Annotated in this window: 28 protein-coding genes; 13 read left to right on the top strand and 15 right to left on the bottom strand. The window is 75.7% G+C overall.

The features are described 5' to 3' along the window. Positions 1-8 precede the first annotated feature (8 nt). Both LGQ04_RS04975 and LGQ04_RS04970 read left to right on the top strand, forming a co-directional pair. Positions 9-899 carry an NmrA family NAD(P)-binding protein gene (locus LGQ04_RS04975; protein ID WP_229242597.1) on the top strand — a complete coding sequence of 297 codons (891 nt, stop codon included), beginning with the start codon at positions 9-11 and terminating at the stop codon, positions 897-899. After that, positions 896-1,537, top strand: coding sequence for an NAD(P)-dependent oxidoreductase (locus LGQ04_RS04970; RefSeq protein WP_229242596.1), 642 nt, complete (start codon positions 896-898; stop codon positions 1,535-1,537). Before LGQ04_RS04975 ends, LGQ04_RS04970 begins: the two co-directional genes overlap by 4 nt. Before the next feature lie 17 nt (positions 1,538-1,554). Here LGQ04_RS04970 and LGQ04_RS04965 read toward each other — a convergent pair whose 3' ends face one another. Next, the gene (locus tag LGQ04_RS04965) at positions 1,555-1,998 is read right to left on the bottom strand and encodes a DoxX family protein (protein WP_229242595.1); all 444 of its coding nucleotides are present in this window, start codon (positions 1,996-1,998) and stop codon (positions 1,555-1,557) included. A 95-nt stretch (positions 1,999-2,093) separates the two neighbouring features. Between LGQ04_RS04965 and LGQ04_RS04960 the strand changes: the two genes are divergently transcribed. After that, positions 2,094-2,840 (top strand): ZIP family metal transporter, encoded by a 747-nt coding sequence (locus LGQ04_RS04960; RefSeq protein WP_229242594.1) that lies wholly within the window; start codon positions 2,094-2,096, stop codon positions 2,838-2,840. Positions 2,841-2,916: 76 nt separating this feature from the next. On the opposite strand, the gene LGQ04_RS04955 is transcribed toward LGQ04_RS04960, so the two are convergent. The 3 genes from LGQ04_RS04955 to LGQ04_RS04945 all read right to left on the bottom strand — a co-directional run bounded on the left by LGQ04_RS04955 (position 2,917) and on the right by LGQ04_RS04945 (position 6,972). Continuing rightward, positions 2,917-3,561 (bottom strand): lysophospholipid acyltransferase family protein, encoded by a 645-nt coding sequence (locus LGQ04_RS04955; protein ID WP_229242593.1) that lies wholly within the window; start codon positions 3,559-3,561, stop codon positions 2,917-2,919. A 161-nt stretch (positions 3,562-3,722) separates the two neighbouring features. After that, positions 3,723-5,264, bottom strand: a complete 1,542-nt coding sequence (locus LGQ04_RS04950; RefSeq protein ID WP_229242592.1) for a nucleobase:cation symporter-2 family protein — start codon at positions 5,262-5,264, stop codon at positions 3,723-3,725. Positions 5,265-5,595: 331 nt separating this feature from the next. Further along, positions 5,596-6,972, bottom strand: coding sequence for an 8-oxoguanine deaminase (locus LGQ04_RS04945; protein ID WP_229242591.1), 1,377 nt, complete (start codon positions 6,970-6,972; stop codon positions 5,596-5,598). A 251-nt stretch (positions 6,973-7,223) separates the two neighbouring features. Between LGQ04_RS04945 and LGQ04_RS04940 the strand changes: the two genes are divergently transcribed. After that, positions 7,224-8,432 (top strand): cation:proton antiporter, encoded by a 1,209-nt coding sequence (locus LGQ04_RS04940; RefSeq protein ID WP_229242590.1) that lies wholly within the window; start codon positions 7,224-7,226, stop codon positions 8,430-8,432. Here LGQ04_RS04940 and LGQ04_RS04935 read toward each other — a convergent pair. Then, positions 8,429-9,121: an MOSC domain-containing protein gene (locus LGQ04_RS04935; RefSeq protein WP_229242589.1), complete on the bottom strand. Its 693-nt coding sequence runs from the start codon at positions 9,119-9,121 to the stop codon at positions 8,429-8,431. The genes LGQ04_RS04940 and LGQ04_RS04935 overlap by 4 nt on opposite strands. Positions 9,122-9,142: 21 nt before the next feature. Continuing rightward, positions 9,143-9,688: a carboxymuconolactone decarboxylase family protein gene (locus LGQ04_RS04930; RefSeq protein WP_229242588.1), complete on the bottom strand. Its 546-nt coding sequence runs from the start codon at positions 9,686-9,688 to the stop codon at positions 9,143-9,145. A gap of 139 nt (positions 9,689-9,827) precedes the next feature. Between LGQ04_RS04930 and LGQ04_RS04925 the strand changes: the two genes are divergently transcribed. Beyond that, a complete protein-coding gene (locus LGQ04_RS04925) occupies positions 9,828-10,739 on the top strand; it encodes an AraC family transcriptional regulator (RefSeq protein WP_229242587.1) in 912 nt (303 codons plus the stop codon). Here LGQ04_RS04925 and LGQ04_RS04920 read toward each other — a convergent pair. Both LGQ04_RS04920 and LGQ04_RS04915 read right to left on the bottom strand, forming a co-directional pair. Beyond that, positions 10,718-11,995: a PIN domain-containing protein gene (locus LGQ04_RS04920; protein WP_229242586.1), complete on the bottom strand. Its 1,278-nt coding sequence runs from the start codon at positions 11,993-11,995 to the stop codon at positions 10,718-10,720. The two genes, LGQ04_RS04925 and LGQ04_RS04920, sit on opposite strands and share 22 nt — an antisense overlap. Before the next feature lie 9 nt (positions 11,996-12,004). Next, complete coding sequence (locus LGQ04_RS04915; RefSeq protein ID WP_229242585.1) at positions 12,005-13,108, bottom strand: AI-2E family transporter; 1,104 nt, start codon at positions 13,106-13,108, stop codon at positions 12,005-12,007. Positions 13,109-13,269: 161 nt separating this feature from the next. On the opposite strand from LGQ04_RS04915, the gene LGQ04_RS04910 reads away from it, so the two are divergent. Then, entirely contained in the window at positions 13,270-14,115 is an 846-nt protein-coding gene (locus LGQ04_RS04910) for an alpha/beta fold hydrolase (protein WP_229242584.1), read from the top strand. A gap of 35 nt (positions 14,116-14,150) precedes the next feature. On the opposite strand, the gene LGQ04_RS04905 is transcribed toward LGQ04_RS04910, so the two are convergent. Further along, entirely contained in the window at positions 14,151-14,963 is an 813-nt protein-coding gene (locus LGQ04_RS04905) for an S-methyl-5'-thioadenosine phosphorylase (RefSeq protein ID WP_229242583.1), read from the bottom strand. 134 nt (positions 14,964-15,097) lie between these two features. Between LGQ04_RS04905 and LGQ04_RS04900 the strand changes: the two genes are divergently transcribed. Next, positions 15,098-16,162, top strand: a complete 1,065-nt coding sequence (locus LGQ04_RS04900; protein WP_229242582.1) for an NAD-dependent epimerase/dehydratase family protein — start codon at positions 15,098-15,100, stop codon at positions 16,160-16,162. 5 nt (positions 16,163-16,167) lie between these two features. Here the strand turns inward: LGQ04_RS04900 and LGQ04_RS04895 are convergent, their stop codons facing one another. Both LGQ04_RS04895 and LGQ04_RS04890 read right to left on the bottom strand, forming a co-directional pair. Continuing rightward, on the bottom strand, positions 16,168-17,337 hold the full coding sequence (locus tag LGQ04_RS04895; protein WP_229242581.1) for a sensor histidine kinase: 1,170 nt from the start codon (positions 17,335-17,337) through the stop codon (positions 16,168-16,170). After that, on the bottom strand, positions 17,334-18,074 hold the full coding sequence (locus LGQ04_RS04890; protein ID WP_229242580.1) for a response regulator transcription factor: 741 nt from the start codon (positions 18,072-18,074) through the stop codon (positions 17,334-17,336). The genes LGQ04_RS04895 and LGQ04_RS04890 overlap by 4 nt, the downstream gene beginning before the upstream one ends. Positions 18,075-18,208: 134 nt before the next feature. On the opposite strand from LGQ04_RS04890, the gene LGQ04_RS04885 reads away from it, so the two are divergent. From LGQ04_RS04885 to LGQ04_RS04875, 3 genes are read left to right on the top strand one after another with little or no spacing between them, the layout of a single operon-like run. Beyond that, positions 18,209-18,892, top strand: coding sequence for a glycosyltransferase family 2 protein (locus LGQ04_RS04885; RefSeq protein ID WP_229242579.1), 684 nt, complete (start codon positions 18,209-18,211; stop codon positions 18,890-18,892). After that, a complete protein-coding gene (locus tag LGQ04_RS04880) occupies positions 18,889-19,545 on the top strand; it encodes a TIGR04282 family arsenosugar biosynthesis glycosyltransferase (protein ID WP_229242578.1) in 657 nt (218 codons plus the stop codon). Before LGQ04_RS04885 ends, LGQ04_RS04880 begins: the two co-directional genes overlap by 4 nt. Beyond that, positions 19,542-20,192, top strand: a complete 651-nt coding sequence (locus tag LGQ04_RS04875; protein ID WP_229242577.1) for a class I SAM-dependent methyltransferase — start codon at positions 19,542-19,544, stop codon at positions 20,190-20,192. Before LGQ04_RS04880 ends, LGQ04_RS04875 begins: the two co-directional genes overlap by 4 nt. Before the next feature lie 61 nt (positions 20,193-20,253). Here the strand turns inward: LGQ04_RS04875 and LGQ04_RS04870 are convergent, their stop codons facing one another. After that, positions 20,254-20,700 carry a hypothetical protein gene (locus LGQ04_RS04870; protein WP_229242576.1) on the bottom strand — a complete coding sequence of 149 codons (447 nt, stop codon included), beginning with the start codon at positions 20,698-20,700 and terminating at the stop codon, positions 20,254-20,256. Further along, on the bottom strand, positions 20,697-21,896 hold the full coding sequence (locus tag LGQ04_RS17645; protein ID WP_229242575.1) for a molybdopterin-dependent oxidoreductase: 1,200 nt from the start codon (positions 21,894-21,896) through the stop codon (positions 20,697-20,699). The genes LGQ04_RS04870 and LGQ04_RS17645 overlap by 4 nt, the downstream gene beginning before the upstream one ends. A gap of 83 nt (positions 21,897-21,979) precedes the next feature. Here LGQ04_RS17645 and LGQ04_RS04860 point away from each other — a divergent pair, with 83 nt between their 5' ends. Genes LGQ04_RS04860 through LGQ04_RS04850 form a run of 3 tightly spaced genes read left to right on the top strand, consistent with a single transcriptional unit; the run spans position 21,980 to position 24,506 of the window. Continuing rightward, positions 21,980-23,296 (top strand): MFS transporter, encoded by a 1,317-nt coding sequence (locus LGQ04_RS04860; RefSeq protein ID WP_229242574.1) that lies wholly within the window; start codon positions 21,980-21,982, stop codon positions 23,294-23,296. Continuing rightward, positions 23,293-23,880, top strand: coding sequence for a sugar O-acetyltransferase (locus LGQ04_RS04855; protein WP_229242573.1), 588 nt, complete (start codon positions 23,293-23,295; stop codon positions 23,878-23,880). Before LGQ04_RS04860 ends, LGQ04_RS04855 begins: the two co-directional genes overlap by 4 nt. A gap of 2 nt (positions 23,881-23,882) precedes the next feature. Next, a complete protein-coding gene (locus LGQ04_RS04850; RefSeq protein ID WP_308016348.1) occupies positions 23,883-24,506 on the top strand; it encodes a TetR/AcrR family transcriptional regulator in 624 nt (207 codons plus the stop codon). 58 nt (positions 24,507-24,564) lie between these two features. Here the strand turns inward: LGQ04_RS04850 and LGQ04_RS04845 are convergent, their stop codons facing one another. Together LGQ04_RS04845 and LGQ04_RS04840 are read right to left on the bottom strand one after the other, a co-directional pair. Next, positions 24,565-25,902 carry a hypothetical protein gene (locus tag LGQ04_RS04845; RefSeq protein WP_229242572.1) on the bottom strand — a complete coding sequence of 446 codons (1,338 nt, stop codon included), beginning with the start codon at positions 25,900-25,902 and terminating at the stop codon, positions 24,565-24,567. A 33-nt stretch (positions 25,903-25,935) separates the two neighbouring features. Beyond that, positions 25,936-26,574: a hypothetical protein gene (locus LGQ04_RS04840; RefSeq protein ID WP_229242571.1), complete on the bottom strand. Its 639-nt coding sequence runs from the start codon at positions 26,572-26,574 to the stop codon at positions 25,936-25,938. Positions 26,575-26,609 lie beyond the last annotated feature (35 nt).

The following is a 26,609-nucleotide window of genomic DNA, read 5'->3' as shown; positions in this document are numbered from 1 at the left end:
CTACATACATGGGCGGAGCAGAGGCGGGTCGGCACGTCCTCGTCACGGGCGCGAGCGGGAACGTCGGCTCGGTCGTGGCGCGCGTGCTCGACGAGGCCGGGGGGCGCGTGCGCCGCGGCGCGCACGCGCCGCGACCCGGCGCCGCCGACGAGGTCGCGCTCGACTTCACCGACCCCGCGACGTGGCCCGCCGCGTTCGACGGCGTCGGGTCGATGTTCCTCGTGCGCCCGCCCGCGATCAGGAACGTGAAGCGCGACCTGCTCCCCGCCGTCGCCGCGGCGCGCGACGCGGGCGTGCGCCACGTCGTCTTCCTGTCGCTGCAGGGCGCGGAGAAGAACAAGGTCGTCCCGCACGCGAGCGTCGAGGCGTGGCTCCGGGAGTCCGGCATGACGTGGACGTTCGTGCGCGCGTCGTTCTTCCACCAGAACCTCACCACGACCCACGTCACCGACGTGCGCGACCGCGACGAGATCCTCGTCCCGGCCGGGAAGGGCGCCACGGCCTTCGTCGACGCCGAGGACGTCGGGGCCGTCGCCGCCGCCGCGCTGCTGGACCCGGCGGCGCACGCCGACCGCGCCTGGACGGTGACCGGCCCCCGCGCGCTGACGTACGACGAGGTCGCGCAGATCCTCACGGCCGAGCTGGGCCGCACGATCCGGTACCGCCGCTCCGGGATCGTGCGCTACGCCCGGCACGCACGCCGCGCGCTCGGCATGCCGTGGGGCATGGTCGCCGTCACCTCCGCCATCTACACCACCGCCCGCCTCGGGCTCGCCGCCGGGCTGACCGACGACGTGCGCCGCGTGCTCGGGCGCGACCCGATCGACCTCGCCGAGTTCGCGCACCGCGAGCGCTCGGCCTGGATCCCCACCACCTCGCAGAAGGACGACCCCCAATGAAGCTCGCCCTCGTCGGCGCCACCGGACGGACCGGCGCCCACACCCTCACGGCCGCGCTCGAGCGCGGCCACGACGTCGCCGTGCTCGTCCGCGACCCCGCGGGCCTCGCCCCGGACGTGCGCGACCGGGTGCGCGTCGTCGGCGGGGACGCGACCGACCCGACCGCGCTCGCCGACCTCCTCGCGGGAGCCGACGCCGTCGTCTCCGCGCTGGGGCCGAAGGGCAAGCAGGCCGACCTCCACACCCGCACCGCGCGGGCGCTCGTGGCTCTGATGGACGCGCAGGGTCCGCGCCGGTTCGTCGGCGTGAGCGGCGCGGGGATCGACGTGCCCGGCGACGAGAAGGCGCCGAAGGACAAGGCGATCAGCTCGCTCATCCGCACCCTCGGCGGGGACGTCGTCAAGGACAAGCCGGCCGAGTACCGGGTGTGGGCGGCGAGCGACCTCGACTGGACCCTCGTGCGCCCGCCGCGCCTCGTGGACGGGCCGGCGTCGCAGCGCCCCCTCGAGCAGGACGCGCACCGCTCGACCCGGTCCACGTCGATCACCCGTGCCGACCTCGGCCGGTTCCTCGTCGACGTCGTCGAGCAAGACCTCTACCCCCGCACGGCGCCGTTCGTCGCGACGGCGAAGGGCTGAGCGGCCCTCGACGTCGCTCAGTCGCGGCGTCGAGCCTCCCGGAGCGCCGCGAACGCGCCCGTCGACCACAGCGCCCACGCCACGAGGACCGGCTGGAAGAACAGGCGACCGAACCGCTTCTCGTCGGTGTCCAGGCCGAACCCGTCCTTGCCCTCCAGCCACTGCCCGACGTTGCCGGGGAAGATCGCGACGAAGAACGCCGCCACGACGAGCCCGACGACGACCTTCCACCGCGACAGCACCACGAGCGACCCGCCGAGCACGATCTCCACCACGCCGGACGCGAGCACGGTGACGTCCTCGTCCACCGGGAACCAGCCCGGCACCTGCGCCTGGAACTCCTCGCGCGCGACCGTCAGGTGGGTCGTCCCCGCCCCGACGAGGGCGAGACCGAGCGCGACGCGCGCGATCGTCGCCGGTACCGACGTCCGGGTGGGGCGGGTGAGCACGGAGAGGTCCATCGCGCGATCGTCGCACCGGGCGGCGGCGCTCGCAGGATCTCCGTGCGCGCGGTCCCCGCCGTGCGGTCCGCCGCCGCCGCTGGTCCACTGGTGGCGTGGAGGGATTCCTGTGGGGGTTCGTCGCGAGCTCGTCGCTGCTGCTCGGCGCGGCGGTCGTGCTGTGGCGCCCGCCGGGCAGGCGCGTCGTCGGGCTCGTCATGGCGTTCGGTGCGGGCGTCCTCATCAGCGCCGTCGCGTACGACCTCGTCGAGGACGCCGCCGCGACGACGAGCGGCTGGGTCCTGCTCGCCGGCCTCGCGGCGGGGGCGCTCACGTTCTTCGTCGGCGACCGCGTCATCGACCGGCTCGGCGGGGAGGGGCGCAAACGCTCCACCGGCGTGCAGGCGCAGGCCGTCCAGGCGGCGGGCGGCACGGGCGGTGCGGCGATCGCGCTCGGCACCGTCCTCGACGGGATCCCCGAGTCCGTCGTCCTCGGCGCGACCCTCATCGGCGGCGGCGGCGTGAGCGTCGCGATGCTGGCCGCCGTGTTCCTGTCGAACCTGCCCGAGGCGATGGCCGCGACGTCGGGCCTGCTCAAGTCCGGCGCGTCCACCACGCGCCTGTGGACGCTGTGGGGGTCGACGACCGTCGTGTCCGCGCTCGCCGCGGGGGTCGGCTACCTCGCGCTCGACGGCGCGTCGCCCGTCGTCGTGGCCGTCACGCAGGCGTTCGCCGCGGGCGCGCTGCTGACGATGCTCGTCGACACGATGATCCCCGAGGCCACCGAGTTCGGCGGGCCCGTCACCGGCCTCGTCACCGTCCTCGGCTTCGCCACCGCGTTCGGCCTCAGCTCCCTCGGCTGAGGGCCGAGCACGACCCTGCTGTCGTTCTCCGCCCGACGACGACATCAACCTCGTGCTCGGCAGGGCGGAGCGGACGTCAGGCGGCGAGCTCCTGGCCGCTCATGCGGTGGATGGACGCCATGACCTCGTCGGTGAGTTCGCGGCGCGCCTGCGCGGGCTTCGTGCCCGCGACGAGCTGACGCTGCGGGTCGATCGGGGCGCCGAAGTGCACCTGCACGCGGTGCAGCCGCGGGAGGCGCGCGCCGATCGGCTGCACCTTGTCCGTGCCGCGCACGGCGACGGGGACGACGGGCGCGTGCCCGGCGAGCGCGAGCCACGCGACACCGGTGTGCCCCTTGTGGAGCTTGCCGTCGCGCGACCGCGTCCCCTCGGGGTAGATGCCGAACGCGCCGCCGCGCTGCAGCACCTCCAGCGCGTCCTCCAGGGACCGCTGCCCGGCGCGCGGGTCGTCGCGCTGCACGGGGATCATGCCGATCGTCGTGAAGAACCAGCGGGAGAGCCGCCCCTTGATGCCGCGGCCCGTGAAGTACTCGGCCTTCGCGAGGAACGTGACGTGCCGGGGCGCGACGATGGGGATGAGGAGCGAGTCGATGAACGACAGGTGGTTGCTCGCCAGGATGACGGCGCCCTGGCGCGGGATGTTGTTGCGTCCCGTCACCTGGGGTCGCAGGAGGGCGAACGCCAGCAGCGACAGGATGAGCCTCAGCACCCGGTAGGTCATCCGTTCATTCTGCACCGTCGTCCGCGCACGCCTGTGCACCGGGCGTGTGACCTGCGTCGACACGGCGTGGTGTCGGGGTCGCTCGGGGCACGACGACGCCCCGCACCCGGGCGAGGTGGTCGCGCGGGTGCGGGGCGCCGTCGGGCACGACGCTGTGCCGCTCAGGGGTGGGCGGTCCGGGGGGCCGGGGCCGCCGCTCGCGGGCTCGGCGCCGTACCGCCGGTCGCCCCGGGTGCGTCGTCGCCCGGGGGCCGGCGCGTCGAGCCGTTGATCACGCCGTCGTCCTCGAGGTCGGCGAGGTCGTCGTCGTCGACGGAGCTCGCGCCGCGCTCCGCGCCCTCGGAGAACACCGACGGGTCGGGCGGCGTGCCGAACTTCACGTGGTTGAACAGCAGGTTGAGCAGGATCGCCATGACCGCCGCCGAGCTGATGCCCGAGTGGAAGATGATGCCGAACCACGTGGGGAACTGGTCGTAGAAGTCGGGCTTGGCGATGGGGATCATGCCGAACGAGATCGACGCCGCGACGATGATGAGGTTCATCGGCCGCGAGTAGTCGACCTTCGCGAGCGTGCGGATGCCCGACGCCGCGACCGAGCCGAACAGGACCACGCCCGCCCCGCCGAGGACCGGCGTCGGCACCGCGGCCACGACGCGCCCCAGGACAGGCAGGAGGCCCAGGACCACGAGGATCGCGCCGCCCGCCGACACGACGAAGCGGGACTTGACCCCCGTGATCGCGACCAGGCCCACGTTCTGCGCGAACGCGGACTGCGTGAACGAGCCGAAGAACGGCGACACGACCGAGGAGGCCATGTCGGCGCGCAGGCCGTTGGCGATGCGCTTGCGGTCGACCTTCGTGCCGACGATCTCGCCCACGGCGATGATGTCCGCCGTCGTCTCCGTGAGGGTCACGAGGATGACGATGAGCATCGAGACGATCGCGGCGATCTCGAACGTCGGCGCACCGAACGCGAGCGGCGTCGGGAACGCGGCGACCGGGCCGTCGCCCACCTCGGAGAAGTCGGCCTTGCCGAGCGCGAGCGCGATGAGCGTGCCGACGACGATCGCGATGAGGATCGACAGGCGCGAGATCGTGCCGCTGCCGACCTTGGACAGCAGGATGACGATCGCGAAGGTCAGGGCCGCGAGGCCGATGTTGCCCACCGAGCCGTAGTCGGGCGCGTCCTCGCTGCCGCCCATCGCCCAGTTCGCGGCGACGGGCATGAGCGTGAGCCCGATCGTCGTGATGACGACGCCCGTGACGACCGGGGGGAAGAACCGGATGATCTGGGCGAAGAACGGCGTGATGAGCAGGCCGATCGCCGACGCGACGAGCACCGCGCCGAGCACCGCGGGGATCCCTCCCCCGCCACCCACGATCGCGACCATCGTCGAGACGCCCGCGAACGACACGCCCTGGACGAGCGGGAGCTGCGACCCGAAGAACGGGATGCCGACCGTCTGGAGGATTGTCGCGAGGCCACCGATGAACAGGCACGCCGCGACGAGCGTGCCGATCTCCGCGGCCGAGAGGCCCGCGGCGGAGCCGACGATGAGCGGCGGGGCGATGATGCCGCCGTACATCGTGAGCACGTGCTGGAACCCGTACCCGAACGTCGCCCCGAGGGGCAGACGCTCGTCCTCGGGGCGTACCGGGCGGCGTTCGGCGCCGTCGGCTCCCCTCGTGGCTCGCGCGTTCATAGCGGACCTCCTCGTCAGCTACTCGTCAGTTCCGCTTAGCGGAAAAGTACTTCCACTATTCGAACGGTAGATGTGATCCGTGTCAAGTCTGAGAGACCAACTCGCACGTGGCCAGGCTCGATGCCGCCACCTTCCCGGACCTGTCAGCACCCCACCGACCCCGGGACCGACCCGTCGCTGACAGGTTCCTGCCGAGCACGCCAAGGGGAGGCTCGGTGGGGCGGCGGCGGGTCGTGGCGGGTCTGGCGGGAGCCGCGAGGGACGAGCGGCGGATGGTAGACCCGCCGCCGCCCCACCGATCCTGCCCCGAACCCCCGGAGCAACGAACGCCTCAGCCGGCGACGAGCCGGCGCGCCGCGGCGGAGTGCTCGGCGACGAGGGCGCCGAGGTCGAGGTCGGGGATCGCGCCGTCGACGACGCGCCACCGCCCTCCCACCATGACGCGGTCGGCGCGGTCGGCGCCGCACAGGAGCAGGGCGGCGACGGGGTCGTGGGTGCCGGAGAAGCGCAGCTCGTCGAGGCGCCACAGGGCGAGGTCGGCCTGCTTGCCGACGGCGAGGACGCCGACGTCGTCGCGTCCGAGGACGCGCGCGGAGCCGCGGGTGCCCCAGCCGAGCGCGCGCGTGACGGGGATGTCGGCGCCGTACTTGAGGCGCTGGAGGTAGAGGGCCTGGCGGGCTTCGAGGATCATCGTCGACGCGTCGTTCGACGCGGAGCCGTCGACGCCCAGCCCGACCGGGGCGCCCGCGTCCTCGAGCTCGACGGCCCGGGCGATGCCGGACGCAAGGCGCATGTTCGACGTCGGGCAGTGGGCGATGCCGGTGCCGGCGGCTCCGAGGCGGCGGACCTCGTCGTCGTCGAAGTGGATGCCGTGGCCGAGCCAGGCCCGGTCGGTGAGCCACCCGACGGACTCGAGGTAGTCGACGGTGCGCAGGCCGAAGCGTTCGCGGCAGAAGTCCTCCTCGTCGATCGTCTCGGCGAGGTGGGTGTGCAGGCGCACGTCGAGCGCCTCGGCGAGGGCGGCGCTCTCGCGCATGGCGTCGGTCGTCACGGAGAACGGCGAGCAGGGTGCGAGCGCGATCTGGACGTGCGCGCCGGGGCCGCGCTGGTGGTGGGTCTCCACGAGCCGCCGGGAGTCGGCGAGGATCGTGTCGAGGTCCTGGACGACCGACTGGGGCGGCAGGCCGCCGTCGTCCTCGCCGAGCGTCATGGAGCCGCGGGTGAGGGTGGCGCGCATGCCGAGGCGCGTGACGGCGTCGACCTGGATGTCGATCGCGTCGTCGAGGCCGTCGGGGAAGACGTAGTGGTGGTCGGCCGCCGTCGTGCAGCCGGAGAGCAGCAGCTCGGCGAGCGCGACGGTGGTGGCGAGCTCGTGGTCGCGCGGGGTGAGGCGCGCCCACACGGGGTAGAGGCGCTGCAGCCAGGGGAACAGCGGGGCGTCCGCGACGGGTCCCCAGGCGCGCGTGAGGGTCTGGTAGAAGTGGTGGTGGGTGTTGATCAGGCCCGGTGTGAGGACGTGCTGCGACGCGTCGAACGTCTCGTCGACCGGAGCGGCAGGGGCGCCGCCCGCCGGCACGACCTCCGCGATCACCCCGTCCTCGACGACGACGCCGCCGCGCGCGTCGGGCGCGTCCGGGGAGTCGTCCGCGGTGTGGACGCCGAGCGGGTCGCGGATCCACGTGCGGGTGCCGGCGGGGGTGGCGGTCATGGTGCCTCCTGGTGGCTCGTGCGACACGGGACGCGTCTGCGGCGCCGCGGTGCGCCGGCTCAGTGGTCCTGTCTGCCGATCCAGGTGCCGCGCGGGAGCGCGGCTGCGCCGACCGTAGGCAGCGGTGCGGTGCGGCGTCAACCGCTGCACGACGCCGCCCGCTCGCCAGGGGTGGGCGGGTGCGGGATCCTTGTCCCCGCCAGTGCCCGCTCCCTGGCGCCCCGACCTGCGGAACCCCGGAGACCCTGCCCGTGAACGTGTACGCCCCGCTCGTCCCCGTGTTCGTCGTCGCCCTGCTGGCGCCGGTGCTCGCGTTCCTCATGCCGGTGCGGTCGCGCGTGCCGCAGGTCGTGATCCTCCTGCTGGGCGGGGTGCTCATCGGGCCGCAGGTGCTGGACGTGAGCGACCCGGCGTCGGTGACGCTGCTGGCCGACCTCGGCATGGGCTTCCTGTTCCTGCTGGCGGGCTACGAGCTGGAGCCGGACCTGCTGCGTCAGCGCGTCGGGCGGCGTGCGGGCGGCGCGTGGGTGACGTCGTTCGCGCTCGGCGGGGCGGTGCTGCTGCTCCTGCCCGACCGGCAGCCGCCGGAGCTGCTCGCGGCGGGCGCGATCGCGCTGACGACGACGGCGCTGGGCGTGGTACTGCCGATCCTGCGGGAGGACGGGACGCTGGGGACGCGCCTGGGCCGGTCGGTGCTGGTCCTGGGCGCGTTCGGCGAGCTGGGGCCGATCGTCGCGATGGCGGTGCTCCTCGGGACCCGCACGTCGGGGTGGTCCGCGACGCTCCTGCTGGTGCTGTTCGCGGTGATCTCGGTGGCGCTCGCGTCGTTGCCGCGACGGTTCGAGGGGTCGTTCGCGGGGCGTCTCATGTCCCTGTCGGAGCACGGCACGGGGCAGAGCACGTTGCGGCTCGCGGTGCTGCTGCTGGTGGGTCTGCTCGCGGTGGCGTCCTCGATGGGGTTCGACGCGGTGCTCGGTGCGTTCGTCGGCGGCATGGTGCTGCGCCGGTGGGCCCCGGGCGACGTCGTCACGCTGGAGAAGAAGCTCGACGTGGTGGCGTGGGGCGTGTTCATCCCCGTGTTCTTCGTGAGCTCGGGCATGGGCCTCGACGTCGACGCGATCGTCGCCGAGCCCTTCCTGCCGTTCATCTTCCTCGCGGCGATGCTGGTGGTGCGGGGCGGGCCGGTGCTGCTGTGGTTCCGGCGCGAGCTGCCTCGCACCGAGAAGGTCCAGGCGGCGCTGTACTCGACGACGACCCTGCCCCTGCTCGTGGCGCTCACGGAGATCGCCGTCGACGACGGGTCGATGCCGTCCGACATCGGCGCGGCGCTGGTCGGCGCCGGGGTGCTGTCGGTGATCGCGCTGCCGATGATCGCGAGCCGGCTCGGGCGCCGCTCCCCCGACGACCCGCGCGACCGCCCCGACGCCGGCCCGGCGGACGGCGTCGAGGAGACGATCTAGGAGGTCGTCCCGCGCAGCCGGGCGGTGTCGTCCTCGAACGCACCGCCGAGCCGGCGCCGGAGGCTGTCCCGCCAGCGCGGCGGCATGGTGGGCAGGTCGACGAGCGCTGCCGCGCCGGCGAGGTCGTCACGGTCGACGTTCATCACCCTGTTGACCTCCCGCACGGTCGCGCTCCGGCACGCCCGGTCGACGAGGCGCACCACGGCGCCTGCGGCGATCGTCCCGGGCTCGAGGACCCGCAGGTAGAACCCGGTGCGCCCCGACTCCTGGACCCGGTCCGGCAGGTCGGGGCGCCCGTGGACGGCCGCGAGCTTGTAGCAGGGTCGACGAGGCGTGGTGACCTGCACCCGCACGCTGCCGACGACGAGCACGTCGCCGAGCTGCAGCTCGTCCTCGTGCAGCCCGCGGGTCACGAGGTTCTCGCCGAAGGATCCCGGCGCGAGGACCGTGCCGAGCTCGGCGGGCCACGCGGCGTAGTGCTCGACCGGGTACGCGCACAGGGCCTTGTCGGGGCCGCCGTGCACGCGCCGGTCACCCTGCTCGTCACCGACGAGCCCCTCGGCGTCCACGGTGACGGGTCCGGTCCGCACCTCCTTGCGGAACCCGGACGGGACGGCGCGGCCGCGGTGCTCGACAACGCCGACCTGCCCGGTCCGGACCTGCAGGACGCGGGCCTGGTCGGTCGTCATGCGTCCTCCTCGGTCGGCGGGTCAGGCCGCGGTCCGCAGCTCGACGGCGGGGAAGTCGAGCGGCACGTCGAGGGCGATGTTCACGTAGTTGGTGAAGAGGTTGACGGCGACGTGCGCGATGACCTCGACGACCTGCTCGTCCTCCCATCCTGCGTCGCGGACCGCCTGGACGTCCTGGGCGTCCACGTGGCCACGCCGGTCGACGAGGGCGACGGCGAGGTCCAGCAGTGCCGCGACGCGCGGGTCGTCGGCGGTGCCGTCCTGCGCCGCGATCAGGGCCTCGTCCGAGAGGCCCGCCCTGCGCCCGAGCGCGGTGTGCGCGGCGAGGCAGTAGCCGCACCCGTTGCGGTTCGCGACCGCGACGGCGATCCGCTCCCCGATCTCGGGCCCGAGCGTGGTTCTCGCGAGGGAGCCGGTGGCGCCGGTCAGGAGGTCGAGCGCGGCAGGGGCGTTGGCGAGGGCACGGAACATGGCGGGGACGGTGCCGAACGCGGCGTGGACCTGGTCGAGCCGTCCGGCGACGGGTCCGGGAGCGGAGTCGCGGCTGACGAGAGGGACGCGGGACATGGTGGCCTCCTGGAAGGGCTGGTGCGGGTCGGGCGGCCGGGTCGAGCCCGGCCGACGCCCTCCATCCTGGCGGCCGGATCCGTACGGATGGGAACGAATCGTCCACCGAACATGCCCCATCGTCTGGAAGGATCGGTGGATGGCCACGATCGACCGACTCTCGCACCTGCTCGAGCGGTTCCGCGTGCGAACGCACCTGGTCCACTCGGGCCCTCTGTGCGCGACCACCACGTACGACGCCCGTCCCGGGCGCGGGTTCCTGCACGTGCTCCGGCACGGTGAGCTGGAGGTGAGTCACGTCGCGCCCGGAGGCCGGGTGGTCCGCCGCACCGTGGACCGGCCGAGCCTGGTCTTCTACCCACGACCTCTCGAGCACTCGTTCCGCAGCGTGACGACGGAGGGTGCCGACCTCACGTGCGCCACGGTCGACGTCGAGAACGGGGCGACCCACCCCCTCCTGCGCACGCTGCCGCCCGTCCTCGCGCTCCCGCTCGACGACGTCCCGAGCCTCGGGCCCGTCCTCGACCTGCTCCTCGCCGAGGTCGACGACGTCCGGTGCGGGCGTCGCATCGTCGCCGACAGGCTGTTCGAGGTCGTCCTCGTCCAGCTCTTCCGCTGGATCCTCGACCGGGCGGACGATCTCGCCCTGCCGCCCGGGCTCCTCCCCGGCCTCGCCGACGAACGGCTCGCCCCGACCCTGGTCGCCGTGCACGAGCGCCCCGGCGACCCGTGGACGCTGGAGACGATGGCGCGCGCGGCCCACCTGTCCCGCAGCGCGTTCGCCGCGAGGTTCCGCGACGTCGTCGGGCAGTCGCCCGCGGACTACGTCACGCACTGGCGGCTGACGGTCGCGCAGGACCGCCTGCGCGCCGGGGACCCGGTGAACCGGACGGCCGCCGACCTGGGCTACGCGACTCCCGCCGCGTTCTCCCGGGCCTTCAGCCGACGGCTCGGCGTGTCACCGCGCGCGTGGTCGACCGGACAGCGCGCGGACGGCGGAGGGCTGCCGGGCTCGCGGGCCGAGGACGCTCAGGCAGCGGTCACCACGTAGTCGTCGGCGTCGTCGTCCCACGCGAGGTCGACGGCGCCGGCGGTCTGCGCGGCCTTGCAGAACTGGAGGAACCCGCGGTACCCGAGGGCCTTCTCGCTGAAGTCGGGCCGCTTCTTGCGGATGGCGTTCTTCAGCCCGGACAGCACGGTCGACCCGCCCTCCTCCTGGACGACGGACCGCACGAGCTCGAACGCGGAGCCGGTGTCGCCCTGCTCGGGCAGGGACACCTCGGGGTCGCCCGTCGCGGGGCCGGCGGCGAGCTCGACGAACCCGCGGTCGGCGAGGAACCGCAGGAACTCGCCGAAGGTGCGGAAGCCGTAGTCGGCCTCGCTGAACGTGGGGTCCTTGCGCAGCAGGGTGCGCTTGAGCACGGAGGCGGTGACGGCGCCGCCGGTCGAGGAGGCGAGGTCCGCGAGGGTCTGCGCGACCCGGACCTCCATCGGCTGGTCCTCGCCGGCGGGCGCGTCGTCGTCCGGGGTGTCCGGGGTGTCCGGGGTGTCGGCGACGTCGGCGCCGGCGGAGGTCGTCACGGGCACGGCGGCCTCGGCGTCGTCGGGTGCCGTCGCGGGCGCGTCGGCCGTGGGGAGCTCGACGCCGCCGCCGACGAGCGCGGCGGCGGCCGCCCGGGCGGACTCCTCGCGGCTCGGCGCCGGGGTCGTCGTGCCGGTGCCCGACGTCGCGCGCTTGCGCCCGCCCCGGCCGTTGCCCGTGCCGGTGGTCGAGGAGCGCCCGGACCCGCGCCGGGAGGGGGCGCGGCCACCCTCGGGCTCGTCGGGGACGTCGACCCCTTCGAGGCGGTCGTAGAAGAGGAACTCGTCGCACGCGGGCGGCAGGAGGCGGGACGTCGACTTCTCGACGCCCACCCCGATGACGCGCTTGTTCAGCTCGCGCAGCTTGTGGACGAGCGGGGAGAAGTCCGAGTCCCCCGTGCACATGACGAACGTGGAGATGTAGTCGCGCTCGAACGCCATCTCGATCGCGTCGACCACCATCTTGATGTCGGCCGCGTTCTTGCGCGACGCGCCCATGCGCTGCGGCATCTCGATGAGCTCGACCTGGTGGCGCGTGAGCGAGCGCCGGTCCTCGTCGAAGTACGACCAGTCCGCGTACGCCCGCCGCACCACGACACGACCGCGCGCCGCGAGCGCGTCCGCGATCGGCCCGAAGTCGAACGCCATCCCGCCCAGGTGCTCGCGCGCACCGAGCGCGAGGTTCTCGTAGTCGATGAAGACGGCCAGACGTTCCTCGAGGTCCATGCCCCGAGCCTAGGGGGCGCCCGCGCCGGGCGCCGGGTCGGACGACGCCTCGGGCCCGGTCCCGGGCACGAGGTCGGGCGCACCACCGCGCGAGGGGTTCTCGCCGAGGTGGCCCGCGACGTCGCGCACCATGACGGCGACGGGTGCGGAGAGCATGGCGCCGAGCACCCCGGCAAGCGCGGCGCCGACGATGGTGGAGGAGAGGTTGACGATGGGGTGCAGCCGCAGGCGGTCGCTCGACAGCTTGGTGAGGACGAGGGTCTGCAGGACGCTCTGGACGGCGAGGATCACGACGAGCAGCCACAGCGCCGCCGCGGGGCCCTGCGCCCCGAGGGCGACGAGGACGGCGAACGCGCCGGAGAAGATCGCCCCGAGGTAGGGCACGTACGACGTCACGAACGTCACGAGCGCGATGGAGAACGCGAGGGGCACGTCGAGCAGGGCCGCGGCGACGCCGATCACGACGGCGGTGAGCGCGCTCGACGCGGTGAGGGCGCCGAAGTACCGGCCGAGCGTCGTGGTGGCCTCGCCGAGCACGACGCGCCCGGACGTGCGCCCGACGCGCGTGTACCGGGACACGGCCCGCTCGATGCGGGCCCAGTCCGCGAGCATGTAGTAGAGGAAGAACACCGCGACGCCGGTGCCGACGACGAACGCCGCGACGCTGGAGAACACGCTGCCGAAGAGGCCCGCGACGCCGCCGAGGGCGGTGGACGACCCGGAGGTGACGTCGTCCGGCGAGAGTCGCAGCGCGGACAGGTCGACGTCGACGCGCTCGTCCACCTCGGCCAGCCCGGTGGAGACCCGTGCGGCGATCTCGTCCCACTGGTCGATCACCCCGACGACCGTGACCCACACGGCGAGCACGACGAGCGCCGCGAGGCCCAGCAGCACGAGCCCGGCCCCGACGCCGCGGGCGACGCCGACCCCGTGAAGGCGGTCGACGAGAGGGTGCAGCAGCACGCCGAGCACCGCGGCGAGCACGAGCGGGACGACGAGGCCGGAGAGCGCGGAGAAGGCCGCGTACGCGAGGGCAGCGACGAGCACGAGGCCGACCACCGCCCAGGCGCGGCGTCCCGCGCGGACGAGCCGGTCGTCGTCGGGCACGCTCACCCGGTCCTCCTCCCGGCCGTGCGGCCCTTCCCCGGGCCGTCTCGCCCTCGATCATGGCGCCTCGCACCGCGGACCGCGCGGCGGCCGATGAGTCCGTGGCGGTCGCACGGTCCACCCGCACGACCCGTCGACGACGTCGACCCCGGCACCGGAGGAGCACCATGACCGAACGCACGACGACGAGCCGCGGCGACACCGTCGCCTACGACCTGCACGGCGACCACCCGCACGCTGACCACCCCCACGGCGACCGGCCGGGGCTGGTGTTCGTCGCGGGCGCCGGGCCGTTCCGGGCGGTCGACCCGGTGACCACCGAGACAGCGCGTCGCGTCGCCGAGCACGGCGTGCGCGCCGTCGTGTTCGACCGCCTGGGGCGCGGCGAGAGCCCTGCCGACGGCGTGCTCGACCTGGAGCGCGAGCTCGCGGCCGTCGCCGCGGCGATCGCCGTCGCGGACGGTGGGACGGGCCGCGGGGCGGTGCTGTGCGGGCACTCGTCCGGGTGCTCGATCGCGCTCGCCGCGGTGCACGCGGGCCTGCCCGTGACGGGGCTCGTCCTGTGGGAGACGCCGCTGGGCGACGACGCCGCCGCGACGAAGGCGTGGATCGACGAGTTCGAGCGCCGCCTCGACGCGGAGGACTTCGTCGGCGCGACGGAGCAGTACATGGTCGACATGCCGCCCGTGTGGCTGGAGGAGATGCGCCGGGCCCCCGACTTCGCGGAGCAGGCCCGTCGCTCGCGCAGCCAGCGCGCGGACGGGCAGTCGCTCGTGTGGGCGACGGCCGCGGTCGAGGACGGCTCCCTCGCGAGCGTCGACGTGCCCGTCCTCGCCGTGTACGGGACGTCGACGTTCCCCGTGATGCCGGCAGCGGCGGAGAAGATCGCCGCCGTCGTGCCTCGTACCGAGGTCCGCGAGGTCGAGGGCGAGTTCCACTCGTGGGACCCCGCCGCGATGGCCGACACGCTCGTCGCCTTCGTCCGCTCGACCGCGACCCGACCGACCCCCTGACCGACCCCCCTGACCGAGACCTGACCGAGCCCTCGTCAGGGCAGCGTGAACGGCAGGTCGAGCCCGTCGAGGACGTGACGGCACGCGCAGTCGTCGTCGGCCGGGAGGTCGGCGACGACTGCGCGCAGCACGCCCGTCAGCGCGGTGACGTTGCGCGCGAACGTCTCCAGGACGGCGGCGTGCGTGACGGACTCGCCGCCCTCGACCCCCGCGTCCGCGTCGGTCACGAGCGCGAGGGTCGTGTAGCAGAGCGCGAGCTCGCGGGCGATCGCCGCCTCCGGCATGCCCGTCATGCCGACGACGCTCCCGCCCTCCGCCGCGTTGCGGCGCGACTCCGCACGGCTGGAGAACCGCGGCCCCTGGATGACGACCATCGTGCCGCCGTCCACCGCGGGCAGCGGCCCGGCCTGCGCGGCACGCACCGCGACCGCGCGACCCCGCGGGCAGTACGGGTCGGCGAACGGCACGTGCACGACGGTCCCCGCGGCGTCGTACACCGTGTGCTCGCGGCCCCACGTGCGGTCCACGACCTGGTCGGGCACGACGACGGTCCCCGCGCCCAGCTCGGCCCGCAGGCCGCCCACGGCGGACGCCGCGACGACCTGGCGCACCCCGAGCGCGCGCAGCGCCCACAGGTTCGCCCGGTAGTTGACGCGGTGCGGCGGGAACCGGTGGTCCGCGCCGTGGCGCGGCAGGAACACGACCGGCCGCCCGGCGAACGTGCCGCGGCTGGGCGGGTCGGACGGGTCGCCGAACGGCGTCGTCACCGCGACCGGCTCCGGGTCGTCGAGCAGCGAGTACAGGCCGGATCCGCAGAGGATCCCCACGGGCGCGGTCGCGTCGGTCACGGCGCCACGCTAGCCCGGCCCGGGGCGACCGCGCCCGCCCGGCGCGGACGGAGAGGTGCGGTCGTCAGGGAGCGGTCAGGTCCGCCCGGCCGCGACCTGCTGCGTCGCGTGCGGCCGCCGGGGATGCTGGGGGGATGCGCATCCTCGTGACGGGCGGGGCGGGGTTCATCGGCTCCGCGACGGTCCGCTCCCTGGTGTCCGCCGGGAACGACGTCGTGGTCCTGGACTCGCTGCGGCCCGACGTCCACGGCCGCCCGGACACCGGCGCGCGCGCCGCGACGCCACCCGACGGGGTCCGGCTGCTGCACGCGGACGTGCGCGACGGCGACGCGGTCGCCGGGGCGCTCGACGGGTGCGAGGCCGTGGTGCACCTGGCGGCGAAGGTGGGGCTCGGCGTCGGGATCGACGACGTCGAGGACTACGTGTCGTCGAACGACCTCGGCACGGCCGTGCTCCTGCGTGCGGCGGCCACCGCCCGGCCCCCGCACGTGGTGTACGCGAGCTCGATGGTCGTCTACGGCGAGGGCGCCTACTCCTGCCCGGAGCACGGGCCCCGGGCCGCTCCCCCGCGCGACCCGGCCGACCTGGACGCCGGGGTGTTCGACCCGCGCTGCCCCGCCTGCAGCCGTGTCCTCGTACCCGGCCTCGTCACCGAGGACGCGCCGTTCGACCCCCGCAACGTGTACGCGGCGACGAAGACCCACGGCGAGCACCTGCTCGCCGCGTGGGCCCGCGCGACGGGGGCGACCGCGACGGCGCTGCGCTTCCACAACGTCTACGGTCCCGGGATGCCGCGCGACACCCCGTACGCCGGCGTCGTGTCGATCTTCCGGTCCGAGGCGGAGCACGGCCGGGCGCCGCGCGTCTTCGAGGACGGCGGCCAGCGCCGCGACCTCGTCCACGTGGACGACGTCGCCGCCGCGGTCCGGGCCGCCGTCGAGCAGCCGCAGGCCCCCGGGCAGGTGGAGGCGTTCAACGTCGGGTCGGGCGTCGTGACGACGGTCGGCGAGGTGGCCCGCCGGGTCGCCGCCCTGCTCGGGGCACCGGACCCCGTCGTGACGGGGGCGTGGCGCGCGGGCGACGTCCGGCACGTCACCGCGTCGAGCGCGAAGGCCGCGCGGGTGCTCGGCTGGCAGGCGCGCGTCACGGTCGACGACGGGCTCGCGCAGGTCGTCGCCGACCGCCCGCCGCCCACCTGAGGTCGTCAGCCCGCCGACGGCAGGCGCACCTCGACCCGGCACCCCTCGCCCGACGACGCGACGTCGAGCGTCCCGCCGTGCCGGTCCAGCACCCGGTCGACGAACGCGAGGCCGAGGCCGTCGGAGCCGTCCGCACCGTCGCCCGCCTGGAACCCCGGCTCCACGAGGTGGGGCAGCGCGTCGGCGGGGATGCCGCCGCACGTGTCGTGCACGACGACGCGCGCCCCCCCGCCCACGACGCTCGCCTCGACCGTCACCGCGGCGGGCACCGGCGCGTCCGCGCGACCGCTCGCGCGGACCGCGTTCGCGACGAGGTTGTCGAGGACGCGCTCGAGCTCGTCGGGGTCGCCCGCGACGAGGACGCCGGGCTGCGCCTCGACGCGCAGGTCGACCCCGACGGAGCGGGCGAGGGGGTGGGCGTGCGCCGCGACCCGGTCGAGCACGCGCGCGACGTCGACCCGCTGCACGGCGACCGGGTCGCGCGGCCGGTCATTGCGGGCCAGCTCGGCGAGGTCGTCGATCATGCGGGACATGCGCTCCGTCGCGGCCACGATCCCGTCGAGAGGCGTCGCCGGGTCGGGGAACACGCCGTCGCGCAGGCCCTCGGCCGCCGCCCGCACCCCGGCGAGCGGGGAGCGCAGGTCGTGGCTGACGAACGCGACGACCTCACGCCGGGCCGCCTGCGCCGCACGCTCCGCCGCGCGGGACGCGTCGAGGCGCCGCCGCGTCTCGTCGAGCTCGGCGACGACGTGCGCGAGCTCGGCCGTCGCCGGGGCGGGCGGGGCGGCCTCCTCGCGCGCCCCGAGACCCTCCGCGCCCCCGGTCCCGTCGTCGTCCCCCTCCCCCGCCGCGTCCCCGAGCCGGCGGGCCGCGGCACGGACCTGCCGCGCGTCGTCGGCCACCGTGCGGCCCAGCACGAGAGCGATCACCACCGCGAGGACGGACGACGCCCCGAGGACGAGGCGCACCACCCCGGCGTCGTGCTCCGAGAGGAACATCGCCGACACGTTCACGGACAGCGCGAGGACCACCGCGAGGAACGGCACGAGCGCCGCGAGCACGAGCGCGAGGACGAGCGACACGCGCCGCGCGGCACGCACCGCCCACGCGCCCAGCAGCCCCACCACGACCGAGCACGCCACGGTCACGGCCAGCATGAACCCGATCTCGGTCACGGGCCCACCTCGCTCGGCACCGCCGCACCGATCGTGTACCCCGCGCCGCGCAGGTTGACGACGAGCGACGGGTCGGACGGGTCGTCCTCCAGCTTCGCGCGCAGCCGACGTACGTGCACCATCACCGTCGAGTCGTCGCCGAAGCTCCAGCCCCACACCCGGCGCAGGAGCTCCGCCCGGCTGAACGACCGCCCCGGGTGGCGCGCGAGGAAGTGCAGCAGCGCGAACTCGCGCGGCGTCAGCGCCACCACCCGCCCGTGGTACGACGCCGTGCGGTCGGTCGCGTCGACCACGAGGTCGCCCACGACCACGCGCGTCGGCGCGTTCTCCACCAGGCCCGGGCCGCGGCGCAGCAGCGCCTCGACGCGCAGCACGAGCTCGCGCGCGTCGAACGGCTTCACCACGTAGTCGTCGGCCCCCACCTCCAGGCCGCCGATCCGGTCGTCCACCGACCCCAGCCCCGACAGGAGCAGCACCGGCGTCCCGTCGCCGTCCGCACGACGACGCGTGAGCAGGTCCAGCCCGGACCGCCCCGGCAGGCGCACGTCCAGGACCACCGCGTCCGGGCGCCACGTGCGCCACGCCCGCTCGCCCTCCACCGCGTCCGTCGCCGTGCGCGCGGCGTGACCCGCCGCCGTCACGTGCGCCGCGACGCTCGCGACCGTGAGCGTGTCGTCGTCCACGACGAGCACCCTGGAGGTGCGCGCCGCACCCTCGTCCGCGCCGACCGTGCTCATTCCTGCACAGTACTGCGGCGACGGTCCGACGCCGCGACGAACCAGCGCCGACCGGCCCCCCGCCAGGGACGTGTCAGGCGATCGTCAGGTCGGCGCCGGGGGCGAGGCCCGCGACCCGCTCGTACCGTCGGAGGATGAGCGACCCCGCGCCGGGCACCGCCCGCCCCGCGCCGACCGTCGACCTCGTGCTGCCCTGCCTCGACGAGGCCGCCGGGCTCGCGTGGCTCCTCCCGCGCGTCCCCGCAGGCGTCCGGGCGATCGTCGTCGACAACGGCTCCACCGACGCCTCCGCCGACGTGGCGCGCGCCCACGGCGCCCTCGTCGTCGACGCTCCCGTCCGCGGGTTCGGCGCCGCCTGCGACGCCGGGCTGCGCGCCGCGACCGCCGACCTCGTCGCGTTCTGCGACGCCGACGCGAGCCTCGACCCCGCCGACCTGCCCCGCGTCGTCGGGCCCGTCGCCGCCGGGACCGCTGACCTCGTGCTCGGTCGGCGCCGCCCCGCCCCCGGTGCGTGGCCGTGGCACCTGCGGCTCGCCAACCGCGAGCTCGCGCGCCGTACCCGCCGCCGCACCGGCGTCGTCGTGCACGACCTCGGCCCGATGCGCGCCGCCCGCCGGGACGCGCTCCTCGCGCTCGGCCTCGCCGACCGACGCTCCGGCTACCCCCTCGAGATGCTCGTCGCCGCCGCGGACGCCGGGTGGCGCGTCCACGAGGTCGACGTGCCCTACCGACCCCGCGTCGGGCGGTCCAAGGTGACCGGCACCCCGCTCGGCGCCTGGCACGCCGTGCGCGACATGAGCCGGGTGCTCGCCGCGTGAGCGCCCGCCCCGTGCCCGTCGAGCCGCCGCGCACCGTCGTCGTGCTCGCGAAGGCGCCCGCGCCGGGCCGCGTGAAGACGCGCCTCACCTCCCTGCTCACGCCCGAGCAGGCCGCGGACGTCGCCGCCGCGACGCTCGCCGACACGCTCGACGCCGTCGCCGCGCACCCGGCCGACGCCGTGCTCGTGCTCGACGGCGCCCCCGGCCCGTGGCTGCCGCCGGGCCTCACCGTGCTGCCCCAGGCGGCGGGCGGCCTCGACCGCCGGATCGCCGGGGCGTTCGACGCCGTCGCCGACCGCGCGTGGCCCGTGCTCCTCGTGGGCATGGACACGCCCCAGCTCGCGCCGGCGCTCGACGCCGTGGACCTGCACGGCCACGACGCGGTGCTCGGCCTCGCCGACGACGGCGGGTACTGGGCCGTCGGGCTGCGCGCACCCGACCCCGGCCTGTTCCTCGGGGTGCCGATGTCTGCGCCGACGACCGGGGCCGCCCAGCTCGCGCGGCTGCGGGAGCACGGCCTCGACGTGGGTCTGCTGCCCGTGCTGCGCGACGTCGACGAGCCCGACGACGCGGCGGCCGTCGCGGCGTCGGCCCCCCGGACACGGTTCGCCGCGCGGTGGCGTGCGGTGCGCGGCGAGGTGCCCGCGCGATGACGACGACGCCCGCGCGCCGCCACAGCCCGGTCGCCCTCTACGAGGCGGCGCTCGGCGGCCTGCCGGTCGTCGCGCTCGACGGCGCGGGCGCACGACCCCTCGACGTGCGCACCTGGGGGGCCCGCGCCACGCCCGAGGACGACGTGCTGCTCGCCCGCTGCGAGGGGCCGGTGCTCGACGTGGGCTGCGGGCCGGGCCGGCTCGCCGCCGAGCTCGCGCGGCGCGGCGTGGCGTGCCTCGGCATCGACGTGTCGCCGGGCGCCGTCGCACGGGCCCGCGCGCAGGGTGCGGTCGCGCTGCGCCGCGCCGTCGAGTCGGCCCTGCCGGGCGAGGGTCGCTGGGCGACGGTGCTGCTCGCCGACGGGAACATCGGGATCGGCGGCGACCCGGCGGCGCTCCTCGCCCGGTGCCGCGAGCTCGTGCGGCCCGACGGCGCGGTGCTCGTCGAGACCGACCCGGACCCCGACGCGCGCGACACGTCGCCCGTCGTGCTGCGCGCCGCCGACGGCCGGCTCAGCAGACCGCTGCCCTGGGCCCGGCTGGGCGCGCGCCCGTTGCGGGGCGTCGCCGCCGGGGCGGGGCTCGACGCCGCGGAGGAGTGGACCGCGGCGGGGCGGACCGTCGTCGTGCTGCGCCCGACCGACTGACGAGCGACGCACCTGCGGCCGAGGGATGCACGTCGAGGTGCCCCTCTCGGCCGCACGTGCCTCACTCGTCGGAGGGGCGGGCTCCCGCGACGAACGCCCCCACGACGACGCCGACCACGACGGCGAGCACCGCCGTCGCGATCGCGGCGACCGGGTCCTGCGGCACGACCGACCAGTGCCGGCGGTCCGCCGCGCCCGCCACCAGCGCCACGGAGAGCACCGCGAGCGCCCCGGCGGCGAGCAGCCCGCCCCGCAGGGGCCCGCGCCACACCGGCGGCACCCGCGGGAGCACCCACGCACCGAGCGCGACCGCGAGCGGTGCGAGGACGGCGTCGTGCACGACGACACCGCCCGCGAGCCACACGAGCGCGGACGGCCACTGGCCGCGCGGGACCGTCGTCCACGCCGTCCACAGGCCGACCCCGACGAGCACGGCACCCACCGCGACGAGGACGGCCCGCGCGACCCGCATCCCGGTGGCCGGCGGGTCGCCGGCGCCGCCGCTCATGCGACGCCCCCGACGGGACGCACGACGAGGCGTGCGACCCACTTCGTCTGGAGCACGCCCGGCCGGTTCGGGGCGACGACGCGCGCGGGGAAGCCGTGGTCGAGGTCGAGGTCCTGCCCGTCGAGGCGCAGCGCGAGGAGGGTGTCGTCCGCGGCGACGTAGGCGGCGGGCAGCGTGGACGCCCGGTAGGAGCCGCCCTGCTGCAGGCTCTCCACGTCGACGTCGTCCCGGCCCGTCCCGCCGACGAGCCGCGCGAGGTCGCGCACGCGCACGCCCTGCCACGTCGCCGTCGCGCTCCAGCCCTCGACGCACGCGATCGGCACGGTCGCGGTGACGAGGCCGGCCGCGAGCAGGTCCGCGCGGGAGAGCACGCGCGCCCCGGCGGGGCCGTCGAGCACGAGGCGCCACGCCGGGTCCGTCGCCGCCTCCTCGACGCCGGCCGAGCGTGCCGTCTTGTTCACGGGCAGGCCCTGCGGCCCGGCGCGCGGGTCACGCGGCGCGAGCACGGCGAACGGCGCGAGCGGGCGGACGGTCTGCCCGACGGTGAGCGCGACGACGCCGAGGGTCGTGGCGGCGACGGCGGCGAGGAAGCCGCGCCGCGTCGTCGTCCCGTCGGCCTGCGGGTCGGGGGCGGCGTCCGGGGCGCGAGCGGGTCCCGCGTCGGCCACGGACTCGCGCAGCGCGGTGACGATCGTCGGCAGCTTCACGCCCACGTGGACGACGACCGACCCGACGACGACCCACGCGGTCGCCCAGTGCACGGCCACGAAGCTGAACCGCCACGGGTACACCTGGAACACGTTGAGCACGCCGGTGACGACCTGGAACGTCGTGGCGGCGACGAGCACCGCGACGGACGCGCGCTCGACGGCGTGGAGGGGCCCGCGCAGCGCAGGGCGCTCGAAGAGCCGCGGGTAGGCGGCGTAGAGCTTGGCGAGGACGAGGGGGACGCACGCGAAGCCGACGGTGACGTGGACGCCCTGAGTGAGCCGGTAGCCCCACGCCGGGTCGGGGCCGAAGGGCAGCCAGGGGACGGGGTGCTGGTGGAGGTGGGAGAGCACGCCCGTGACGAACAGGACGAGGACGGCCGCGCCGAGGAGGGCGCCGACGCGCGCGACGACGCGCGGGTCGTGCACGTGCGAGCGGAAGTCCTCGCGGCGCGGTGCCCGTGGTCGTGCGTCACCGGTGGCGTCCACGTCCTGAGCCTAGGGAGCGGCGGTCGGGGTGCACCTGACGGCCTGCTGACGGCAGGGCTCCCACCATGTGTACGATCGTACGCATGATCTCCGCGCCGGGCGCCGTGACGACCGCCGACCGCCGCGCCCGCACCGCCGTCGCGCTGCTGTTCTTCACCAACGGCGCGCTGTTCGCGAACCTGGTGCCCCGCTACCCCGAGATCAAGGCCGCGCTCGACCTCGGCAACGCGGGGTACGGCGTCGCCGTCGCGGCGTTCCCCGCGGGCGCGATCGCGGCCGGGCTCGCGGCGGCGCCGCTCCTGCGCCGGTTCGGGTCCGCGCGCGTCGCCGTCGCCGGCACGGTCCTCACCGCGGGCGGCGTGCTCCTCGCCGGCCTCGCCCCCGCGTTCGGGCTCCTCGTCGCAGCCCTGTTCCTCGGCGGCGCGATGGACGCGTTCACCGACGTCGGGCAGAACGCGCACGGGCTGCGCGTCCAGCGCCGCTACGGCCGCTCGATCATCAACGGCTTCCACGCCGTGTGGTCCGTCGGGGCGGTCACGGGCGGGCTCATGGCCGCCGCGGCCATCGCGCTCCGCATCCCCCTCGGCGTGCACCTCGCGACCACCGGGGTGCTGTTCTCCGCCGTCGCGCTCCTCGCGCTGCGCTGGTGCCTGCCCGGCCCGGACACGGACACGCCCGAGCACCTCCCCGACGGCGCGGTGCCCGACGGCGCGTCCCCCGCCCCTGCGGCCCCCGCGCCCTCCGCCCGTCCCCGGTTCACGGCCCGGACCGGCCTGATGCTCGGCGCGCTCGTCCTCGTCGCCGTCTCCGGCGCGCTCGTCGAGGACGCGGGCAGCACGTGGGCCGCGGTCTACCTCGCGGGCCCCGCGCTCGGCGCCGCGGCCGAGCTCGCGGCGTTCGGGTTCGTCGCGCTCGTGGGCGCGCAGTTCGTCGGGCGGCTCGTCGGGGACCGCATGGTCGACCGGTTCGGGCAGCGCGCCGTCGCGCGCGCCGGGGGCCTGCTCATCGCCGTGGGCACGGGGCTCGCGCTCGCGTTCCCCAGCGTGCCGGGCACGATCGCCGGGTTCGCCGCCGCCGGGTTCGGCACCGCGACGCTCGTCCCCGCCGCCATGCAGCAGGCCGACGAGCTCCCCGGGCTGCGCCCCGGCACCGGCCTCACGCTCGTGTCCTGGCTCATGCGGCTCGGCTTCCTCGCGTCCCCGCCCCTCGTCGGCCTCGTCGCCGACGCGTCGAGCCTGCGCGCCGGGCTCCTCGTGCTGCCCGCCGCCGGGGTCGTCGTCGTGCTGCTCTCCGGGGTCCTCGCCCGACGCCGCCCGCCCGCCCCGACCGCCCCGCCCACCGACGCCGCGGGCGCGCCCGCGCGCACCCGAACCCCCGAGCCCGAGGAGACCCGCCCGTGACCACCGACTACTTCGCCGGGGACGACCGGACCAGCTACGAGCGCATGGCCGCCGGCGACCTGTACGTCGCCGACGACCCGGAGATCACGCGCGGCGTCCAGCGCGGCATGCGCCTCGTCGACGCCTACCACCGGGCCGTGCTCGACGGCGACGAGGACGCCTCGCGCGCGATCCTCACCGACCTCCTCGGCTCGCTCGGCGAGGAGGCGTCGGTCAAGCCGCCCCTCTTCGTGGACTTCGGCCACAACGTCCACCTCGGTGCGCGGACGTTCGTCAACTCCGGGCTCACCGCGCTCGACGTCGCCGCCATCACGATCGGCGACGACTGCCTCCTCGGCCCGAACGTCCAGCTCCTCACGCCCACCCACCCCGTCGACCCGCAGCCCCGGCGCGACAAGCTGGAGGCGGCCGAGCCCATCACCCTCGGCGACAACGTGTGGCTCGGCGGCGGCGTGATCGTCTGCCCCGGCGTGACCATCGGCGACAACACCGTGGTCGGGGCCGGCTCCGTCGTGACCCGCGACCTCCCGGCGAACGTCGTGGCCGTCGGCAACCCCGCCCGGGTGATCCGCGAGAACATCTGACCGTGCCCGCCGACCCGACCGCGTCCAGCGACCCGAGCGCCCCCGCAGGCTCGCCGCGCGCGGCGCCGGGGGCCACCCGGCCGCGTGCGCGGCGTCACGACCCCGCACGGCGGGACCGGATCGTCGCGGCCTGCCTCGACGTCGTCGCGGAGCACGGCGTCGCCGGGACCTCGCACCGGCGCGTCGCCGCCGCGGCCGACGTGCCCCTCGGCTCGATGACCTACCACTTCTCCGGGATGGACGAGCTGCTGCGCGAGGCGTTCGGCCGGTTCGCGCGCGACGCGGCCGCGCAGTTCGAGCGCCGCATGGCCGCGGCCCGCGACCCGGAGGAGGCCGTGCAGGCCGTCGCGCAGCTCATCACGCACGACGTGTTCGCCACGCAGCGCGACCTCGTGCTGTCCCACGAGCTCTACACGCTCGCGGCGCGCGAGCCCGCGTACCGCACGCTGACGAACGACTGGATGCGGCGCAGCCGCGTCGCGCTCGGCCGCCACTTCGACGCGGCGACGTGCCGCGTCCTCGACGCGTTCATCGAGGGCATGACGATCCACCGCGCGCTCGACACCGAGCCGCACGACGACGTCGACGTCCTCGGCGCCGTGCGCCGCCTCACCGGCACCCGCTGAGTGCATGAAATAGTCGCGCTCCACCCCGGTTCGCGCGACTATGTCATGCACTCAGCGGTCACCAGGGCGAGCGCAGGACCGTCGCGAGGACCAGGGTCGCGGCGGCCTGCGCGACGAGCCACCACCGCCACGCGGCGGGTCGGCGCGGGTCGACGAGCGCGGCGGCGGCCGGCGCGACCCAGCACGCGAGCGGCAGCCAGATCCGTTCGACCTCCCCGCGCTCGAACCCGCTGAGCGCCCCGAGCAGCGCCGACGCCGCCGCGACGAGCACGAGCGCCCGACCCGCCCGGTCGAGCCGGCCGACGCGCGCCAGCCCGCCCGTCCCGGCGGGGCCGACGAGCACACCCAGCAGGACGACGTCGGCCAGGAGGAAGTAGAGGTACGGGCGCCCGGTCCCCGACCCCGCCGCCCACTGCTCGCGCGTCGCCGCGATCCCGTCGAGCAGCCAGAAGCCCGCCGCCGCCCACGCGACGACCGTGGCGACGACGACCCCGGCCGCGAGCGCCGTCGGCCCCCAGCGGCGGGTGGCCCAGGGCACGACGAGCGCGACGACGCCCATGTGGAGGAGGCCGTAGGACAGGAACGGGCACGCGCCGAGGAGGAGGCCCGCCACGACGGCGGCCGTCCAGCGCACCCCGGCGCGCGGCGTCGTCGACGCGACCGCGAGCGCCGCGACCCCCCAGGCGAGGACGGCGGCGAAGAACGCGTCGGCGGAGGTCGCGACCCACAGGGCGGCCGGGGCGAGGACGACGGCGGGCAGCGCGTGCCGGGCGGTGCGCTCGCCCGCGGAGCCCCCGAGCCGGGCGAGCGTGACGGCGACGGCGACGACGGCGCTCGCCCCGGTGACCACGACGAGCGCGGTCGCCCACCCCGGCCCGCCGAGCCCGACCCGGTCGAGCGCCGCGAGGACCAGCACGAAGCCCGGCGGGTGGCCGCGCACGTGGATCGGGTAGTCGCCGATCCGCTCGGTGAACGTGGCGACGAACGCGGCGGGGTCGGCCGCGGCGTCGGGCACGACGGGGAGGTACTCGTGACGGCTGCGCATCGGTGCGGCGAGCTGCTGCCAGGACGTCAGCGCGCCGAGGGCCACGGTGTAGGCGAGCGCCGTCGTGCCGCCCACGGCGAGCAGGACCGGCCAGCGCAGGGTCGTCGCGAGGCGTGGGCCGACGGCGACGACCGCGGCGGCGACGACGGCCGCCACGACCGTGCCGGCACCGACCCGCACGTCCCAGTGGCCGACGAACGGCTCGGCGCCGGTCAGCAGGACCACGCCGTCGGTCCCGCGGATCCGTTGCGCCCAGGACACGAGACCGACGAGCCCGAGGCAGAGCGCCGCGACCGCGCCCACGGGGACCGCCCAGACCTGCCACGACCTGGACCGCGCTGATCGAGGCACGGCACCTCCTCGTGGATCGGGCGTCGGGCGTCGTCAGATGATCTTGGGGAACGCCAGGAGGAAGCCGATGCCGACGACGAGCAGCACCGATCCCGTACCGAGCATCCCCCATGAGGCCGGACCGGACCGGAACCGTCCGGAGAACGCCCCGAAGAACAGGACGAGGGCGAAGAGCACGGTCATGAGCGTGTAGTTGTCGCCGCGCTGGTTGTTGACGAGCGCCTGCTCGAAGAGCTCGTCGGCGCGCGCGTCGGCCTCGGCCGCCTCGACGGTACCGGGCGGGACGTAGCTCTCGAGCGCGAACGGGCTGGGTGCGGCGTCGGGGTTCTGCAACGGTCGCGACGTGAGCCACTCGTCGAAGGCGGGCTCGAAGTGATCGGTGAACCGCGTGCGCGCGAACTCCTCGAGCACCGCGTCCTCGGTGGCGTAGGCCTCGAGCCAGAGGCTGAAGACCTGGAGGTCGACGGCGCGCGCGGCGTCGGCGTGGGTCGCCTGCGTGGACGCCTCGATGCGCTGGGTCGACGCGCGCGAGAAGGCGATCGACATCTCGCCGCCCCACTTGCTCGCTTCGAACCCGCTCCACGCGGTGAGCACCGCGGTGACGGAGAGCAGCACCACCGTCACGGTCTCGCGCAGGGTCCGGTCGCTCTTGCCCGCATCCTCGTCGGCCACGGCAGGACAGTAGCCCCCGGCGTCAGGGGGCGCGC

The organism is Cellulosimicrobium marinum (genome assembly GCF_020551945.1).
GTDB classification, from domain to species: Bacteria; Actinomycetota; Actinomycetes; order Actinomycetales; family Cellulomonadaceae; genus Cellulosimicrobium; species Cellulosimicrobium marinum.
Note: the sequence above shows the minus strand (reverse complement) of the source record. Positions and strands in the feature narration are given on the sequence as shown.